General features: G+C 72.6%; 16 protein-coding genes. 6 read left to right on the forward strand and 10 right to left on the reverse strand.

What is annotated here, in order from left to right:
* The first annotated feature begins 61 nt into the window (after positions 1 to 61).
* The 3 genes from OG990_RS09035 (at position 62) to OG990_RS09045 (ending at position 4,313) form a co-directional block, all read left to right on the forward strand.
* A complete protein-coding gene (locus OG990_RS09035; protein WP_406079808.1) occupies positions 62 to 1,501 on the forward strand; it encodes an ATP-binding protein in 1,440 nt (479 codons plus the stop codon).
* A gap of 102 nt (positions 1,502 to 1,603) precedes the next feature.
* Positions 1,604 to 2,236 carry a flavin reductase family protein gene (locus tag OG990_RS09040; RefSeq protein WP_406079809.1) on the forward strand — a complete coding sequence of 211 codons (633 nt, stop codon included), beginning with the start codon at positions 1,604 to 1,606 and terminating at the stop codon, positions 2,234 to 2,236.
* A gap of 148 nt (positions 2,237 to 2,384) precedes the next feature.
* Positions 2,385 to 4,313, forward strand: coding sequence for an ABC transporter ATP-binding protein (locus OG990_RS09045; RefSeq protein WP_406081704.1), 1,929 nt, complete (start codon positions 2,385 to 2,387; stop codon positions 4,311 to 4,313).
* Between the two features lie 149 nt (positions 4,314 to 4,462).
* On the opposite strand, the gene OG990_RS09050 is transcribed toward OG990_RS09045, so the two are convergent.
* From OG990_RS09050 to OG990_RS09080, 7 genes are all read right to left on the reverse strand, one after another.
* Positions 4,463 to 4,978 carry an NUDIX domain-containing protein gene (locus OG990_RS09050; RefSeq protein ID WP_355607098.1) on the reverse strand — a complete coding sequence of 172 codons (516 nt, stop codon included), beginning with the start codon at positions 4,976 to 4,978 and terminating at the stop codon, positions 4,463 to 4,465.
* Positions 4,979 to 5,042: 64 nt separating this feature from the next.
* Positions 5,043 to 5,684 carry an SRPBCC family protein gene (locus tag OG990_RS09055; RefSeq protein ID WP_328416172.1) on the reverse strand — a complete coding sequence of 214 codons (642 nt, stop codon included), beginning with the start codon at positions 5,682 to 5,684 and terminating at the stop codon, positions 5,043 to 5,045.
* A gap of 5 nt (positions 5,685 to 5,689) precedes the next feature.
* Complete coding sequence (locus OG990_RS09060; protein ID WP_406079812.1) at positions 5,690 to 6,046, reverse strand: ArsR/SmtB family transcription factor; 357 nt, start codon at positions 6,044 to 6,046, stop codon at positions 5,690 to 5,692.
* Positions 6,047 to 6,074: 28 nt separating this feature from the next.
* The gene (locus OG990_RS09065) at positions 6,075 to 8,174 is read right to left on the reverse strand and encodes a molybdopterin cofactor-binding domain-containing protein (protein ID WP_406079813.1); all 2,100 of its coding nucleotides are present in this window, start codon (positions 8,172 to 8,174) and stop codon (positions 6,075 to 6,077) included.
* On the reverse strand, positions 8,171 to 9,163 hold the full coding sequence (locus OG990_RS09070; protein WP_406079815.1) for an FAD binding domain-containing protein: 993 nt from the start codon (positions 9,161 to 9,163) through the stop codon (positions 8,171 to 8,173). The genes OG990_RS09065 and OG990_RS09070 overlap by 4 nt, the downstream gene beginning before the upstream one ends.
* The gene (locus tag OG990_RS09075; RefSeq protein WP_406081705.1) at positions 9,160 to 9,624 is read right to left on the reverse strand and encodes a 2Fe-2S iron-sulfur cluster-binding protein; all 465 of its coding nucleotides are present in this window, start codon (positions 9,622 to 9,624) and stop codon (positions 9,160 to 9,162) included. Before OG990_RS09075 ends, OG990_RS09070 begins: the two co-directional genes overlap by 4 nt.
* Positions 9,625 to 9,799: 175 nt before the next feature.
* Entirely contained in the window at positions 9,800 to 10,474 is a 675-nt protein-coding gene (locus OG990_RS09080; RefSeq protein WP_328416180.1) for a TMEM175 family protein, read from the reverse strand.
* 143 nt (positions 10,475 to 10,617) lie between these two features.
* On the opposite strand from OG990_RS09080, the gene OG990_RS09085 reads away from it, so the two are divergent.
* Genes OG990_RS09085 through OG990_RS09095 form a run of 3 tightly spaced genes read left to right on the forward strand, consistent with a single transcriptional unit; the run spans position 10,618 to position 14,419 of the window.
* On the forward strand, positions 10,618 to 11,241 hold the full coding sequence (locus OG990_RS09085) for a PadR family transcriptional regulator (RefSeq protein WP_406079817.1): 624 nt from the start codon (positions 10,618 to 10,620) through the stop codon (positions 11,239 to 11,241).
* Positions 11,238 to 11,963, forward strand: coding sequence for an ABC transporter ATP-binding protein (locus OG990_RS09090; RefSeq protein ID WP_328416184.1), 726 nt, complete (start codon positions 11,238 to 11,240; stop codon positions 11,961 to 11,963). Before OG990_RS09085 ends, OG990_RS09090 begins: the two co-directional genes overlap by 4 nt.
* Positions 11,960 to 14,419 (forward strand): FtsX-like permease family protein, encoded by a 2,460-nt coding sequence (locus OG990_RS09095; RefSeq protein ID WP_406079819.1) that lies wholly within the window; start codon positions 11,960 to 11,962, stop codon positions 14,417 to 14,419. The genes OG990_RS09090 and OG990_RS09095 overlap by 4 nt, the downstream gene beginning before the upstream one ends.
* Before the next feature lie 64 nt (positions 14,420 to 14,483).
* On the opposite strand, the gene OG990_RS09100 is transcribed toward OG990_RS09095, so the two are convergent.
* The 3 genes from OG990_RS09100 to OG990_RS09110 are packed head-to-tail and all read right to left on the reverse strand — an operon-like array spanning position 14,484 to position 17,714.
* Positions 14,484 to 15,860 (reverse strand): GH1 family beta-glucosidase, encoded by a 1,377-nt coding sequence (locus OG990_RS09100; RefSeq protein WP_406079821.1) that lies wholly within the window; start codon positions 15,858 to 15,860, stop codon positions 14,484 to 14,486.
* A 29-nt stretch (positions 15,861 to 15,889) separates the two neighbouring features.
* Positions 15,890 to 16,729 carry a carbohydrate ABC transporter permease gene (locus tag OG990_RS09105; RefSeq protein ID WP_328416190.1) on the reverse strand — a complete coding sequence of 280 codons (840 nt, stop codon included), beginning with the start codon at positions 16,727 to 16,729 and terminating at the stop codon, positions 15,890 to 15,892.
* Positions 16,722 to 17,714, reverse strand: coding sequence for a carbohydrate ABC transporter permease (locus OG990_RS09110; RefSeq protein ID WP_406079822.1), 993 nt, complete (start codon positions 17,712 to 17,714; stop codon positions 16,722 to 16,724). The genes OG990_RS09105 and OG990_RS09110 overlap by 8 nt, the downstream gene beginning before the upstream one ends.
* Positions 17,715 to 17,735 lie beyond the last annotated feature (21 nt).

Consider the following 17,735-nt stretch of genomic DNA (forward strand, 5'->3'; position numbering starts at 1 on the left):
CAGTGAGCGCGAGGAGTGAGCCGGGCCTGCGAGCCCCGCAGTCGCGAACCAAGGAGGCCCAGTGAGCACCGAGACCGATCGCCTGACGCCGGCGCAGCTGCGCACCCTGTTCCTGTTCGAGGCACTCGACGATGCGCAGCTCGACTGGCTGGCCGAACACGGCCGGGTCGAGCAGCGTGCCGGCGGCACCCTGGTGTACGGCGAAGGCGAGGCGGCCACCTGCTTCTTCGTGCTGCTGCGCGGCGCGGTGGCGTTGAGCCGGCAGGTGCGCGGCGACGACGTCGAGACCAGCCGGACCGACCAGCGCGGGGTGTACGGCGGGGCCACCCAGGCGTACCTGGGCGACCAGGTCGAGCAGATCTACCGCAACAGCCTGCGGGCGGTGACCGACGCGGAGTTCTTCGTGCTGCCGGCGGAGGACTTCGCGCACGCCCTGCGGTCCTGGTTCCCGATGCCCATGCACCTGCTGGAGGGGCTGTTCTTCGGGATGCGGAACAGCCAGACGATCGTCGGCGAACGGGAGCGGCTGCTGGCGCTCGGCTCACTCTCGGCGGGGCTGACCCATGAGCTGAACAATCCGGCCGCGGCGGCGGTGCGGGCCACCTCGGTGCTGCGCGACCGGGTCGCCGGGATGCGGCACAAGCTCGCGATGATCGCCGACGGCCGGCTGGACGGCCGGGCATTGCACGGGCTGGTCGCGTTGCAGGAGGAGGCGGTGGCCCGGGTGGCCACCGCGCCGAAGCTGACCCCGATGGCCACCGCCGACGCGGAGGACACCCTCACCGAGTGGCTGGAGGAGCGCGGGGTGAGCGGCGCCTGGGACCTGGCGCCGATCCTGGTCGGCGGCGGGCTCGACGCGGCCTGGCTGGGTCGGGTGAAGGAGGCGGTCGGCCCGGCGGACCTGGAGGCGGCGGTGCGCTGGCTCACCTACACCGTCGACACCGAGCTGCTGATGCGCGAGATCGGCGACGCGGTGACCCGGATCTCCGGCCTGGTCGGCGCCGCCAAGCAGTACTCCCAGCTGGACCGCGCGCCGTACCAGGTGGTGGACGTGCACGACCTGCTCGACGCCACGCTGGTGATGTTCAAGGCGAAGATCCCCGCCCAGGTCAAGCTGGTCCGCGAGTACGACCACGGCCTCCCGCCGGTCCCCGCGTACGCCGCCGAGCTGAACCAGGTGTGGACCAACCTGATCGACAACGCGCTGGGCGCGATGGGGGAGAAGGGCGTGCTGACCGTCCGCACCGGACGTGTCGGCGACCTCCTGGCCGTGGAGATCACCGACACCGGCCCCGGCATCCCGCCCGAGGTACGCCCCCGCATCTTCGAGCCCTTCTTCACCACCAAGCCGGTGGGCGCGGGCACCGGCCTGGGGCTGGACATCTCGTACCGGATCGTGGTGCACAAGCACCACGGCGACATCCGGGTGGAGACCGAGCCGGGGCGGACCACCTTCCGGGTGCTGCTACCGGTCACCGAGGCCACGCCGCCGACCCCCTGATCCGCGGAGTTGGCGGGCGTCCATCGCCTTCGCCCGGCGTGGCCGACCTTGAGTGGTCGCTTCGGCGCGGGCCGAACGATGACGGCCGTACGGTCGGCGACCATGACGATCAGCCACACCCCAACCGCCGCCGAGCACCTGACGATCAACCCGAGGATCCTGTACTTCGGCACCCCGGTGGCGCTGCTCAGCACCGAGAACGACGACGGCAGCGCCAACCTGGCACCGATCTCGTCGGCGTGGGCCCTCGGCCAGGTCGTCGTGCTGGGCCTCGGCCGCGAGGGGCAGACCGCGCACAATCTCGCCGCTCGCCCCGACCTGGTGATCAATCTTCCCGCTGCTGACCAGTGGGAGGCTGTCGAGCGGCTGGCGCCGTTGACCGGACGGCACCCGGTGCCGGTGGCCAAGCGGGACCGGTTCCGACACGAGCCGGCGAAGTTCGAGGCCGCCGGCCTGCGGCCGCAGCCGTCGCGCTGCGTCCGGCCGCCCCGGGTGGCCGAGTGCCCGCTGCACCTGGAGGCCCGCGCCACCCGGATCCACGCCGACGCCACTGACACGTTCCTCATCGTCGAGGCCCACGTCCTGGCGGTGCACGCCGACGCCCGCGTCGTCGTGCCGGGCACCGACCATGTCGACCCGGCGGCCTGGCATCCGTTGATCTACAACTTCCGCCACTACTTCGGGCTCGGCGCCGAGCTGGGTCACAGCTTCCGCTCGGAGACGCCGGCCGGCTGACCTGGGTGACTCGGGATCTTCCGGTTGGTGACGACACGCCATTGGCACACCCGTGCGACGCGCCGATTACCTGAAGACATCGAACGGTTGCGGGCAGTAGTGTCGGGCGGCATCCGTGATCCCGCCCGGAGGAGGGTCCGTGGAGTCGATGGCCCGGCAGCGCACCGCTCCCCAGGATGACGATCCGCCCGACACCATGCTGCCGGAGCTGGAGGATCGCGACTGGATGCACCACGCGCAGGAGTTCGCGCACACCAGTTTCTGGGCGGTGGCCCGCCGGCTGCCCCGGCTGGTCCGGGAGGCGGTCGGGCTGGCCTGGGCCACCAACCGCAGGGACACCGTCGCGTCCATCGGGCTCAACGTCGCCGCCGGGGTGATGACCACGTTCGGCCTGCTCGCCACGACCAGTGTGCTGCGCGAGTTGTTCGCCGCGGGTCCCACCCCGGACCGGGTCCGCTCGGCCCTGCCGGCGCTGATCGTGGCCGCTGCGGCGGTGTCGGCGCGCGGCGGTCTCACGATCGCGGCCGGCTGGGCCCAGGCCCGACTGACCCCGCAGATCAACTATCAGGTCGAGCTTCGGCTGTTCGAGGCCACCACGGCGGTGGACCTGGCCGCGTTCGACGACGCCGGCTTCGCCGAGGAGATGGATCGGGCGCGGGACCGGGGGATGGCGGAGGCGGCGTACATCGTCGACCACACCGTCAACCTGGTCACCGGTGTGGTCGGCATGCTCGCCACCGCGGTGGCGGTGACCGTCATCCAGCCGCTGCTGCTGCCCTGCCTGCTGCTCGCGGCGATACCCCAGGCGATCACTGCGGTGCGGATGGCCCGCCGGGAGTACCTGGCGATGCTGGCCCGGATCACCCGACGGCGTCGGATGTGGATGCTGGCCCACCTGATGGCCAACCGGCACACCGCCGCCGAGGTGCGCGCCTACCAGATGCGCGACTTCCTGCTGGCCGAGTATCGCGGGGTGATGGCCGTCGAGACCCGGGCCCAACTGCGCCTGGTCCGCTCACAGACCGGCACCCGGGTGGTCGGCGCCACGGTGGCGGGCCTGGCCACCTTCGGGGTGTACGCGGTCCTCGGCGGCCTGTTGCTGAACGGGATGGTCGCCCTCGCGGCCGCGGCCACCGCACTGCTCGCCCTGCAGTCCGCGCGGACCAGCCTGGGCGTCGCGGTCATCGCCACCAACTCGCTGTACGAGGACGCCCTCTACTACCAGGACTACCGCGACTTCCTCGACCGCGCCCAGACCCGCGTGCCGATCGGCGGCGACCAGGTGGCCGAGGGTGTCGACGCGATCGAGGTGGACGAGGTGAGCCTGCGCTATCCGGACACCGACGCGCCGGCGGTGGACCGGGTCAGCCTGACCGTCCGGCGGGGCGAGGTTATCGCGCTGGTCGGCGAGAACGGCTCCGGCAAGACCACCCTGGCCAAACTGATCGCGGGGCTCTACCGGCCGACCGGCGGGGTGATCCGCTGGGACGGCGTCGACGCCGCTGAGCTCGACCCACGCGCCCTCGGCGCGCAGGTGGCCGTGATGACCCAGGAATGGTGGAAGTTCCCGTTCACCGCCGGGCAGAACATCCGCGTCGGCCGGCACGACCGCCCGCCGGAGCGACCCGGCCCCAGCGTGCAGGAGGCAGCCGGAGCGGCCGCCGCGCACGACATGATCGTCGGCCTGCCGCACGGCTATGACACCCTGCTCGACCGGGAGTTCAAGGATGGGCACGAGCTGTCCGGCGGGCAGTGGCAGCGGCTGGTCGCCGCTCGCGGCCTCTACCGCGACGCCGCCCTGCTGATCTGCGACGAACCGTCGGCTGCGCTGGACGCCCGCGCCGAACACGCCCTGTTCCAGCACCTGCGCCGCCGACCCGACCGAGCGGTCGTCCTGATCACCCACCGGCTGGCCAACGTCCGGCACGCCGACCGGATCTTCGTCATGGACCGGGGTCGACTCGTCCAGCACGGCAACCACGACGAGCTGATGGCGGCCGGCGGTCTATACCGGGAGCTGTTCGAGCTCCAGGCCGCCGGCTACCTCGCCGGCACCGACGACGCACTATCCCGCTGACACCCGCGCCGATCGCGCGGCTGTCGCGCCGACCGAACCGACTCAAGATCGCGCTAGATCCTGGTCGTAGTGGCCTCCAACCGCGCCGATACCACTACAACCAGGATGCAGCGCGATCTTGACCCGGGAGAGGCCGGGGGAGTGGGAGGTCAGGCGCGGCGGTTGGGGGTGAGGAAGTCGGCGAGCACCCGGGTGTGGGTGGAGAACGCCAGCTCGACCGGGTCGGTGAGCACCAGCCACTCGGTGGCCTCCTCGGTCGGCGCCGACGGCGGCAGTTCCTCGATCGGCCGCTCGGGCAGCACTCCGAAGATCATCATGGTGCCGCCGGCCGGTGCCCCGTGCACCGCGAAGAGGCGGGCGTCCTCGGCCGCCGCGACCAGCCCGGTCTCCTCCCGCAGCTCACGGACCAGCGCGTCGGACCACTCCTCGCCGTACTCGATGAAGCCGCCGGGCAGCGCGAGCAGCCCGCGGGCCGGCGCGATGTCCCGGCGGACCACCACCACGCCCAGGCCCTCGGCGGTGCGGACCGGCAGCACCGCCACCGCGACGGGCAGCGGGTTGCGCCAGACGGTCTCGCCGCAGCCCGCGCAGACCCGCGGCCACCCGGCCGTCGCCGGGTAGGCGGCGCCGCAGTAGGAGCAGTGCGAGTACGGCGAACCGATCATGCGGCTGCACGTTACCCGCACCGCCGCAGTCGATCGGAGGACGGCGGCGGCGCGGGGGATGTGCTCAGGCGGTCGGGGCGCCGGTGTAGAAGGCGGTGGTGCGCTCGGCGGCGGCCTTTGCCTCGTCGGCGTCGGTGCCGGCGGCGGTGCTCGCCTCCCCCCACAGTTGGCTGCTCAGCTCCATGAACCGGCGCCCCTCGTCGGAGGCGCTCCACTCGACGCTCTGCTCCGGCGAGACCCCGCTGCCGTCGCCGGCCAAATAGGAGGCGAGGCCGAGCAGGCCCAGGTCCCACCCGACGCCGACGGCACCCGGGCCGAACTGGGCCCACCGGTCCTGGTCGACATGCGCGATGTGGTCCAGCTCGAAGCGGGTCCGCTCGGCGTCCACCGGGGTGAGCCGCACCTCGATCCAGCTCACCTCGTTGCCGTACTCCCAGGTGGCGGTGAAGCGGTGCGGCGGGTCGCAGGTCTCGATGGTGCCGCCCGCGTTGCCCTCGAGCTGGTAGCGCCCGTGCAGCCGCAGGTCGCCGGAGATCGGCAGGAACCAACGCGGAATACGTTCGGCGTTGGTGCAGGCATCCCAGAGATCTTCGAGCGTCGCGTGGTACGTCTGGCTGACCGTGCTCACCCGGGCCTCGCCGGCCTCCAGGGTGCGGCTGCCGACCGTGCGCTGGACGGCGTTGATCTGCTCGGTCGCGTCGATCATCGTGTCTACCTCTCTTCGGGGTCTCCTGGCCCGCGCCGCCGACGCTCGCGTCGGCCCCGGGCCAGCTCGGTGGCGAGTGCCGCCAGGGGCGGGGTCCAGAACCGGCGGAAGTGCTCCAGCCAGCCGTCGACCTCGCGCAGCGGGCGCGGGTCGACCGCGTACAGCCGCCGGGTACCCTCCGGCCGCACGGTGGCGAAGCCGTTGTCCCGCAACACCTTGAGGTGCTGGGACACGGCGGGCTGTGAGATGCCGAACTCGTCACGGATCACCGCGCTGACCGCGCCGGCGGTCTGCTCGCCGGCGGCGAGCAGCTCCAGGATGCGGCGCCGGACCGGATCGCCCAGCACGTCGAAGGCGTGCACGACGACCTTTATATCATTGCCGGCTTATTTAAGCCAAGGGTGATAGACCGATCAGCTTGTCCAGCCGGATCGGCAGGTCGCGTATCCGCACCCCGGTGGCGTGGTGCACGGCGTTGGCGATCGCCGCCGCGGCGCCGACGATGCCGATCTCGCCGATGCCCTTCACCCCGGCCGGGTTCAGCTCGGCATCCTGCTCGTCGATCCAGTGCGCCTCGATCCGCTCCACGTCCGCGCAGCCGGTGATGTGGTAGGTGGCCAGGTCGTGGTTGACCCAGTCGCCGTACCGCTCGTCGAGCAGGCCCTCCTCGTGCAGGGCCATCGAGATCCCCATCGTCATGCCGCCGATGAGCTGGCTGCGCGCGGTCGTCGGGTTGACCACCCGCCCGGGGGCGAACACCCCGAGCAGCCGGTTCACCCGCACCTCGCCGGTGTCCGCGTCCACCCGGACCTCGACGAAGTGCGCCCCGTACGCGTACCGGGGCAGCGCGGGCTGCGCGCCCACCTCGTCGGCGGTGTTCACCTCGGCGGTCACCTCGCCGTCGGCCTGCACCCCCTCGGGGGCGTCCCGCAGCTTCTCGCGTAGCGCGTCACACGCCCGGATCACCGCCCAGCTCCACGAGGCGGTGCCCATCGACCCGCCGGCCACCCCGGCCGCCGGCAGGTCGCTGTCGCCGATCCGGATCTCCACCCGCTCCGGCGGCACCCCCAGCGCGTCCGCCGCCACCTGCCAGAGCGCGGTCCGGGCGCCGGTGCCGATGTCGGTGGCGTCGATCCGCACCAGGAATCCGCCGTCGGAGCGCGCGGTGGCCGCCGCGGCGGCGGCGTGCGACCGGGCCGGATAGCTCGCGCCGGCCACCCCGGTGCCGAGCAGCCAGCGCCCGTCGCGCCGGGCTCGCGGTGTCGGATCCCGGTCGGCCCAGCCGAACCGCTGGGCGCCCTCGCGCAGGCAGGCGACCAGGTTGCGGCCCGTGAACGGCCGTCCCAGCTCGGGATCGACCGCCGGGTCGTTGCGGATCCGCAGCTCCACCGGGTCGATGCCGACGGCAATGGCCAGCTCGTCCATCGCCGATTCCAGCGCGTACGCGCCGGGGCACTCTCCCGGGGCGCGCATCCAGAACGGCGTGGGCACGTCGAGGCGCACCAGCCGGTGCGTGGTGCGTCGGTGCGGTGCGGCGTACATGCTGCGGGTGTAGACGGCGGTCTGTTCGGCGAACTCGCGGAGGGTCGAGGTCTGGCTGATCGCGTCGTGGCAGATCGCGGTGAGCCGTCCGTCGGTGTCGGCGGCGAGCCGGACCCGCTGGATGGTGGGGGTGCGGTAGCCGATCGGGCCGAACAGCTGCTGCCGGGTCAGCGCCAGCCGGACCGGCCGGTCCACGTGCCGGGCCGCCAGCGCGGCCAGCACCACCGCGGCCTTGGCGTACCCCTTGCTGCCGAAGCCGCCGCCGACGTGCTCGGTGATCACCCGGACCGCCTCCCGGGGCATCTCGAACAGCTCGGCCAGGGCGGCCTGTACCGGCGCGGCGCCCTGGTTGGAGTCGTGTACGAGCAACCGTTCGCCATGCCACTGCGCGGTGGTGGCGTGCGGCTCCATCGGGTTGTTGTGGTAGGCCGGCGTCCGGTACGTGGCGTCCACCCGGACCGGAGCGGCCGCGTACCCGGCGTCGAAGTCACCCTCGGCGGTGTCCGTCGGGTAGCTGGGGTTGACGTGGTCCGGCCGGTACAGGCCGGGATGGTCGGCGGTGAGCACGGTGCTGTGTGGCCCGGCGTCGTAGTCGATCCGGACCAGCCGGGCGCCTTCCCGGGCCGCCTCCAGGCTGGTGGCCACCACCACCGCGATCAGTTGCCCCCGGTAGCTCACCACGGGCTCCTGCAACAGCCAGAGGTCCGGCTCGGGCCCGGGCGCGAGCCGTGGCGCGTTGCCGTGATGCAGCACGGCCAGCACGCCGGGCAGCGCGAGCGCCGGCTCGGCGTCGACCCGGGTGATCCGACCCCGGACCACCGCCGCCGGTACCGCCCAGCCGTAGGTGACTCCGTCCACCGGGTACTCCACCGCGTACCGCGCCGTGCCGGTGACCTTCTCCGGACCCTCCATCCGGGGGTACGCCCGACCGACCGCGCCGGCGCTCACGGCGGCGTCCCCTCGGCCAGTTCAGTGAGCGCCCGTACCGTGATGGCCCGGGTCAACGGCAGCTTGAAGCCGTTGTGCCGCAACGGGCGCGCCTCGGCCAGCTCCGCGTCGGCGGCCCGCGCGGCCAGCTCCGGGCTGAACGGCTGACCCCGCAGCTCCTCCTCGGCCCGGTAGGCCCGCCACGGCCGGTGCGCCACCGCCCCGTACGCCAGTCGGACGTCGCGGACCACGTCGCCGTCGAGGTCCAGCGCCGCGGCCACCGAGCCAGCGGCGAAGGCGAACGAGGCTCGGTCCCGCACCTTGAGGTACGTCGAGCGGCGGGCCATCGGCAGCGCCGGCAGCCGGACGGCGGTGATCAACGCACCCCGGGCCAGCGTGGTCTCCCGCTCCGGATGCTCCCCGGGCAGGCGGTGCAGCGCGGCGAGCGGGATGTCGCGGGCGCCGCCGGCGTCGTGCACCTCCACCACCGCGTCCAGCGCGGCCAGCGCGACCGCCAGGTCGGACGGGTGGGTGGCCACGCACTCATCGGACCAGCCCAGCACGGCCAGGTCGCGGTTCTGGCCGTGCCGGGCGGCGCAACCGCTTCCCGGTTCGCGCTTGTTGCACGCCTTGCCGGTGTCCTGGAAGTAGACGCAGCGGGTGTGCTGCAACAGGTTGCCGCCGGTGGTGGCGAGGTTGCGCAACTGCCCGGAGGCTGCGGCGAGCAGGGCGCGGGCCAGCACCGGGTAGTCCCGGCGGACCACCGGGTGGGCGGCGAGGTCGCTGTTGCGTACCGTCGCGCCGATCCGGAGCCCGCCGTCGGGCAGCTCCTCGACCGCGTCCAGCGGCAGCCGGTTCACGTCCACCAGCAGGTCGGGCCGCTGCACACCGAGCTTCATCAGGTCCACCAGGTTGGTCCCGCCGGCCAGGTACGCCGCCTGCGGCTCGGCGGTCAGCACGGCGACCGCCTCGGCCACGTCGGCCGGCCGGTGGTAGCGGAACGGCCTCACGTCGTCACCGCCGTCTCACGGATGGCCGCGACGATGTGCGGGTACGCGGCGCAGCGGCACAGGTTGCCGGCCATCCGCTCGCGGATCTCCGGGTCGGTCAGCTCGGCCGGTGCGGTGAGGTCGTCGGTGACCGCACTGGGCCAGCCCTGGGCGACCTCGTCGAGCATGCCGCGGGCGGAGCAGAGTTGGCCGGGGGTGCAGTAGCCGCACTGGAACGCGTCGTGCGCGACGAAGGCAGCCTGGAGTGGAGACAGCTCGTCCGGCCCGGCCAGTCCCTCCACGGTGACCACGGACCGGCCGTCCAGGGTGACCGCGAGGACCAGGCAGCTCTTCACCCGGCGGCCGTCCAGCAGCACGGTGCAGGAGCCGCACTGGCCGTGGTCGCAGCCCTTCTTCGCCCCGGTCAGGCCGAGCCGCTCGCGCAGGGTGTCCAGCAGCGTGGTGCGGTTGTCCAGGGTCAGCTTCCGTGGCGCGTCGTTGACCTCGAACGTGACCCGGGACGAGTGCCGCTCGTCGGTGGTCGTCTCGCTGTCCGGTCTGCCCTGCACCGGCCCAGACTAGCTTTACTGGTACATATGCGGGCGAATAACCCATGTAGCTGCGTGCGGGAGGTGCTCCGAGTGCCGGACCCGCCGATCACCGCCGTGCTGTTGCCGGCCGCCGGTGCAGCCCCTCGCTGGTGAACGCGTGATACATGACCATGACGATGACGCCGATCAGGCCCAGCAGGGGGTTGACGAACCAGCCGAGCAGGCCGCTGAGCCCATAGAGGACCAGGCCGGTGACCGGTCGCAGCCGCTGCGTCCGCACGTACTCCGGACTGACCTCGCGCTGGAGCAGCGCCGGGTGGCGGCGCAGGTAGCCGAAGAACACCAGCCAGGGGGCCGACATCAGGGCAGCGGCCAGCGCGTACAGGGCGACGGCGGCGCGGCGGTCGGCGGTGTCACCGTGGGTGAACGCGGACGCCAGCACGGCGGTGGGAAACGGGATGATCACCGCGCCGAAGAGAATGCCGAGGTTGATCCAGCTCAGCGCGAGGGTGGTGCCGCGGATCAGCCGGACCAGCGCGTGGTGGTTGAGCCAGAGCACCCCGATATAGATGAAGGACACCACGAAGGCCAGGTAGGACGCTCCCTCGTCGAGCAGCCCCGTCAGCAACTCACCCTCGTGGTATTCCGGCACCCGCAACTCGATGACCAGCAGCGTGATGACGATGGCGAAGACGCCGTCGCTGAACGCGGTCAGCCGGTCCGTCTCGGACATCCGTAGCCCGGCGTCGGGTTGCCCGACCTCGTCGGCTGCTGCGGCCATTCGGGAAGGCTAACCGTCGGCGCGATCCGCCGACGGCGGTTTGTCCGAACGGGAGGACGACTGTGGACGGTGGTCGGACGGGGGAGTGCCGACTCGATAATACTGTGTATTATACCGAGTATGCTAACTGTAGGTGATGGTTCGTGAGCATCCGTCATGCCATGCTGGCGCTGCTCACCGAGGCGCCGAAGTACGGTCTCCAGCTCCGTCAGGAGTTCGAGGCGCGCACCGGCGAGGTCTGGCCACTCAACGTCGGGCAGGTCTACACCACGCTGCAACGCCTGGAGCGCGAGGGCCACGTCGAGACCGACGACGCCGGCCGCGACGGCGCACAGAAGCGCTACCGGCTCACCGCCGACGGCGAACGGGAGCTGCACAGCTGGCTGCGGACGCCACCCCAGGCCGGGCCGCCACCCCGCGACGAGCTCGTGATGAAGGTGCAGGTGGCGATGCGCCTGACCCAGGTGGACGTCGCCGAGATCCTGCAGACCCACCGGCGGCGGATCGTCGAGGAGATGCAGCGCTACACCCACCTCAAGGCCGACGCGGCACCGGAGGACATCGGCCTCGGCCTCGTCGTCGACGCCGAGCTGTTCCGACTGGAAGCGGTCGTCCGCTGGCTGGACGCGGCGGACGCCCGCCTGCGCAGCCACCCGACGCAGCCCGCCGCCAGCGCACCTCCCACGGACCCGTCGCTGGCCGCGGACGACCAGGAGAGTCGCCTGACGCGGCCAGCCCGGGACGACGCGGCAGGAGCCCGGCGATGAGCGTCGTGCTGAGCCTGCGACAGGTGTCCAAGGTGTACGGGGCCGGCGCCGCCGCCGTACACGCCCTGCGTGCGGTCGACCTGGACGTGGTCGCCGGTGAACTGGTCGCGGTCATGGGTCCCAGTGGCTCGGGCAAGAGCACCCTGCTGACCATCGCGGGCACCCTGGAGGAGCCGACGGCCGGTCAGGTGACGGTGTGCGGGTCCGACCTCTCCGCGCTGTCCGCCGACGCCACCGCCCGGCTGCGTCGCCGGTCGCTCGGCTTCGTCTTCCAGGACCTGAACCTGCTCGCCGGCCTCTCCGCCGTCGAGAACGTGGCCCTGCCCCTGGAGCTGGACGGCATGGCCGTACGTCCGGCGCGCGCCGCCGCCCTGCACGTGCTCGACGAGCTGGGGCTGACCGACCGCGCCGGCCACTTTCCCGACGACCTCTCCGGCGGTGAGCGCCAACGGGTCGCCATCGCCCGGGCCGTGGTGGGGGACCGGCGGCTGCTGCTGGCCGACGAGCCGACCGGCGCCCTCGACGCCGCCAACGGCGAAGCCGTCCTGCGGATGCTCCGCTCGGCCTGCAAGCGCGGCATCGCCGGAGTGATGGTCACCCACGACGCCCAGCTCGCGTCCTGGGCCGATCGAGTGATCTTCATTCGGGACGGGCGGGTGGTCGACCAGACCGCACCGTCGGCCGGCCCGGATGCCCTGCTCACCCCGGACCCGACGTCGTGACCGCCGACCCGGGCCGCAGCCGGAGGACCGCCCGGCCCGCTGGCGGCGGACTTCCGGCTCGCCGCGCGGTGATTCGCTGGGCGGTACGGTTGTTCCGCCGCGAGTGGCGGCAGCAACTGCTGGCCATCGCGCTGCTCACCGTCGCGGTCACCGGCACCACCTTCGGCCTGGCGGCGACCTGGAACCTGGCCGCGTCGAGCGACGCCACGTTCGGTCGCGCCGACCAGCTCATCCGGATCCCCGGCGACGATCCGGCCGCGCTGGATGCCCGGGTCACCGCCGCTCGGGCGTGGTTCGGCACGATCGACGTCATCGGGCACCGGCACGTGCCGGTGCCGGGGCTGTTCGACCCGGTCGACGTCCGGGCCCAGGACCCCGCCGGCGCGTACGGCGAGCCGATGCTCGCCCTGCGGCAGGGCCGCTACCCGACCGGGCCCGCCGAGGTGGCAGTGACCGAAGGGGTGGCGCGAGCCCTGCGCGCCGGGCTCGGCACCCGGGTCCAGCTCGGTGAGTCCGACCGCCTGATCGTCGGAGTGGTGGAGAACCCGGCGGACCTGCACGACGAGTTCGCCCTCACCGACTCGGCGCACGCCGACCGACCGCAGTCGGTGACCGTCCTGGTGGCCGGCGACCACGACCGCATGGAGGAGTTCCGGCAGACCATCGACGGTCCGCTGGTGCGCGAGTCCCGGCCGGTGGCCGAGCGCACCGCGCTCACCATCGCCGCGCTGGCGCTGGCCACCGTCGGCCTGCTGCTGGTGTCTCTCGTGGCCGCCGCCGGGTTCGTGGTGCTGGCACAACGCCGGCTGCGTCAGCTCGGCATGCTGGCGGCGATGGGCGCCACCCGCCGACACCTGCGGCTGGTGCTGCTGGTCAACGGCGCGGCGGTTGGGTCAGTCGCCGCGGTCTGCGGCACCGCCGTCGGGGTGGCCGCCTGGCTGGTCACCGCAGGGTTCGTCGAGACCGCCGCCGGGCACCGCATCGGCCGGTTCGACCTGCCCTGGCTCACCATCGGCGCGGGCATGCTGCTGGCCGTCGCGACGGCGACCGCCGCCGCCTGGTGGCCGGCCCGCGCGGTCGCCCGTACCCCGATCATGAGCGCGCTGTCGGCCCGGCCGCCGGTCCCACCGCCAGCGCGGCGGACCGCCGTGGCCGCGGCCGTGCTGCTCGCTGCCGGTCTCACGGCGCTGGTGCTCTCCGACGGGTCGAACCCGCTGCTCATCGGGGTGGGCGCCGTCGGCGTCGCGCTCGGCGTGCTGTTCGTCGGTCCGCTGGCCATCCCGGTTCTGGCGGCGGCCCGGGGAGGTCTGCCGGTGGCGGTCCGGCTGGCCCTGGCGGATCTGGCCCGGTACCGCGTCCGGGCCGGGGCCGCACTCGCCGCGATCAGCCTCGCGGTGGGGCTGTCGGCGGCGATCGTCGTGGGCTCCGCCGCGGCGGAGTACCGCAGCCAGGAGGCGGCCGGGCTGGGCAACCTCGCGGCCAGCCAACTGCTGATCCGGATCGGCCAACCGGATCCGGTCATCCCGGAGCGCACGGCGGCCGAGATCGCCGCTCTCCAGGCCCGGACGGACACCATCGCGACCACCGTGGGTGCGGCCACCGTCATTCCGCTGGACATGGCGGTGGTGGCCGCACACCTCGACCCGGGTCGGGAGGGCGGACCGACCGGCCACCCGGCCGTCGAGATCGGCCCCCCGGCGGCGGCCGGCGAGTCCACGACCTCCCATCCGCTCTACGTCGTCAACCCCGGGCTGCTCCGGCTGAACGGCGTGGCCGGGATGACGGTCGAGCCCGACACCGATGTGCTCAGCACTCGCACCGGCGCGCTGGAGCTGATGAACATTCCCGCCCGCGGCGTGCGTCCGATCGTGCGCACCCTTCCCCGGTCCGGCTACACGGGGCTGCCCGACTCGCTGATCACCTCCTCCGCGCTCGGCCGACACGGCTGGCAACCGGCCCGCGTCGGCTGGTTCCTCGCGGCCGACCGGGCCCTCACCGACGCGCAGTTGGCGACGGCCCAGGACCTGGCCGCCGCTGCCGGGCTCACCATCGAGTCCCGTCGGGAGCAGAGCTCGCTGACCGCGCTGCGGACCGGCGCGACCGGCGCTGGCGTGCTGCTCGCGCTCGGCGTGCTGGCGACGACCGTCGGGCTCATCCGGGGTGAGGCCGCAGCGGACCTGCGGACGCTGACCGCGACCGGGGCACCGAGGCGGGTCCGGCGGACGCTCACCGCCACCACCGCCGGAGCGCTCGCCCTGCTCGGTGCCGTACTGGGCGTGGCCGGTGCCTACCTGGCCCTGGCCGGTGCCCTGCACCGCGACCTCGACCCGCTCGGCGCCGTGCCGGTCGTTCACCTCGTCGCGACCGCCGGTGGGCTGCCGTTGCTCGCCGCGGTCGCCGGCTGGCTGCTCGCCGGCCGGCTGCCGCCGTCGCTGTCCCGCCGGCTCCTGGACTGAGCGCGGAACGCCCTGGGCGCCGCTCGACGCGGCGCCCAGGGTGCCCAGCCTCGCCGACCCCCGTTCAGGCCGCCGGTGTGGCGGTCCCGGTCGCACCGGCGACGCGCTGGTGGGCGCGGATCAGCTCGGCGTAGCGCAGGCCGCTCGCCTTCACCGTCCGGCGCTGGGTGGCGTAGTCCACGTGCACCAACCCGAAGCGCTTGTCATAGCCGTACGCCCACTCGAAGTTGTCCAGCAGCGACCAGACGAAGTAGCCGTCCAGCGGCACGCCCTGGGCCACCGCCGACGCGCACGCCGCCAGGTGCTGCTCCAGGTGGTCGGTGCGCTCCTTGTCCTCCACCGCGCCTTCGGCCGTGACCTCATCCGGCCATGCCGAGCCGCTCTCGGTGACGATGATCCGGCCCGGCCGGTACTCCTCGTTCACCTCGACCAGCAGTCGCTCCAGCCCCGTTGGGTACATCTCCCAGCCCATCGCGGTCTCCACCGAGCCGGGCACCGGCAGTTGCCGGGCGTACGGCGGCGGCCCGGTCGGGTCGTCGGCCACCACCTGGCGGAAGTAGTAGTTCACCCCGAGGAAGTCGGTGGGTGTGGCGATCACCGCCAGATCGTCGCCGCGCACCGGCGGCTCGACTCCGTACGTGGCGATCATGTCGGCGGGGTAGCCCCGCCCGTGGATCGGGTCCAGCCACCAGCGGTTGACGTGCCCGTCGGCGCGCCGGGCCGCCGCGACGTCCTCGGGCCGGTCGGTCGCCGGCTCGATCGGGCTGAGGTTGAGCACCAGCCCCACCGAGGCCGGCCGGGCGGCGTTGGCGCGTACCGCCTGGGTGGCCAGGCCGTGCCCGAGCAGCACGTGGTGTGACGCGTGCACCGCGCGGGTCAGGTCCCGCTCGCCCGGGGCCATCCGCCCCTCCAGGTGCCCGATCCAGGACACGCAGAGCGGCTCGTTGACGGTGTTCCAGTCGGTCACCCGGTCGCCGAGGCGGGCGGCGACCACCGCTGAGTAGTCGGCGAACGCCTCGGCGGTGGAGCGCTGCGGCCAGCCGCCCCGGTCCTGCAGCGCCTGCGGCAGGTCCCAGTGGTAGAGCGTGACGAACGGCCGGATCCCGTCGGCGAGCAGCGTGTCGACCAGCCGGTCGTAGAAGTCCAACCCGGCGGGGTTGACCGCGCCGACGCCGTCGGGCATCACCCGGGGCCAGGCCACCGAGAACCGGTACGCGTCGACGCCGAGTCGGCGCAGCAGCGCCAGGTCCTCCGGCCACCGGTGGTAGTGGTCGCAGGCCACCGCGCCGGTGTCGCCGTTGTCGACGTTGCCGGGGGTCGCCGAGAAGGTGTCCCAGATGGACGGCGCCCGGCCGTCGACGTCGACGGCCCCCTCGATCTGGTACGCCGCCGTGGCGACACCCCAGAGAAAGTCGGGCGGCAGCTTGGACAAATCCGGCACGGGTACGTTCTCCTCTGGGGTTGGATGACTCACTTGACCGCGCCGGCGGTGAGGCCGGCGACGAAGTAGCGCTGGAGGGCGAGGAAGCCGGCGACGACCGGAATGCTGACCACCAGCGAGGCGGCCATCACCTGGTTCCAGTAGACGTTGAACTGGGTGGAGTAGCCCTGCAGGCCGACGGCCAGCGTGCGGCTGCCCTCATCGGTCATCACCGAGGCGAAGAGCACCTCACCCCAGGCGGTCATGAACGCGTACACGGTGACCGCGACCACGCCCGGCACGGCGGCCGGGAGGATGACCTGGAACAGGATGCGCAGCGGCCCGGCCCCGTCGACCTGCGCCGCCTCGTCCAGCCCGCGGGGGATCGAGTCGAAGTAGCCGACCAGCATCCAGATCGAGAACGGCAGCGAGAAGGTCAGGTAGGTGATGATCAGGCCAGTGCGGCTGGCGTACAGCTCGATGCCGGTGGCGTTGCCCAGGTTGACGTAGATGAGGAAGAGCGGCAGCAGGAACAGGATGCCGGGGAACATCTGGGTGGACAGCACCGTCACCGAGAAGACTCCCCGGCCGCGGAACCGGTACCGGCTGACCGCGAACGCGGCGAAGATCGCCACCGCCACCGAGCAGATCGCCGCGATGCTCGACACCACCAGGCTGTTCACCAGGTAGCGGGCCAGCGGCACGGTGCTCCACATGTCGATGAACGGTTGCAGGGTGGGCCGGCTGGGCCACCAGGTGAAGCCGTTCTGCACGTCCTGCAGCGGCTTCGCCGCGGAGGTGACCATCACATAGAGCGGGATGACGACGAAGAGGGTGAGCAGGGTCAGCACGATGCGCCGACCCCAGCGCTCACCGGCGGTCTCACGCATGGTCGTCCCTCCGGCGGTTGGTGATCAGCAGGTACGCGGCCGAGACGACCAGCAGGAACAGCAGCAGCGCCACCGACATCGCCGAGCCGGACCCGAAGTCCCAGGTCTTGAAGGAGCTGCGGTAGATGTGGATGGAGATCAGGTCGGCCTGTTCCGGCGCGGAGCCGCCGAACAGCACGTACGGGGTGTTGAAGTCGTTGAAGGTCCAGAGGAACAGCACCAGCAGCAGCACCAGGTTCACCGGCCGCAGCATGGGCAGGGTGACCGAGCGCAGCCGGCGCCAGAACCCGGCGCCGTCGATGGCGGCGGCCTCGTACAGCTCGCCGGGGACGTTCTGCAGGCCGGCCATCAGGCAGAGGAACGCGAACGGCCAGTTGCGCCAGACCGACACCACGAGCAGCGACCAGAAGCTGTTGTCGCCGATCAACCAGAACGGCCGGTCGTCGAGGAGCCCGAGCTGGTCGACCAGTACGTGGTTGACCAGGCCGGTGTCGCGCTGCAGCAGGAAGCTCCAGGTGATCACGGCGGTGTAGACCGGCAGCGCGTACGGGGTGAGGAACAGCGCCCGCAGGATGGCCCGTCCCCGGAACGGCCGTTGCAGCACCACCGCCGCCGAGATGCCGAGCAGCCAGGCGAACCCGACCGAGAGCAGGCTGTAGACCAGCGTGACCCAGAACGAGTGCAGCAGTTCCTTGCCGGCGGCGCTGTTCACATCGAGCGTCGCCCGGTAGTTCTCCAGCCCGATGAAGGGCGCGGTGGACCAGTTGCGGATGTGGAACTGGGTCAGCTCCAGCAGGCTCATCCAGACCCCGACCACCATCGGGATCACGTGGATGGCGAGTTCCAGCACGACGGCCGGGGCGAGCAGCAGGTACGGCAGGAGCGAGCGGCGGGGGCCGCGGGGCCGGCGGGCCGGCCCCCGGGCGGGCGACCCGGCCCGGGGTTCGCGCTGGTCGGCGTCCGGCGCGGTGGTGCTGGTTGCCATCGGGGTCCTCTCGGAGGCGGT

This window comes from Micromonospora sp. NBC_00858, assembly GCF_045207365.1.
Classification (GTDB): domain Bacteria; phylum Actinomycetota; class Actinomycetes; order Mycobacteriales; family Micromonosporaceae; genus Micromonospora.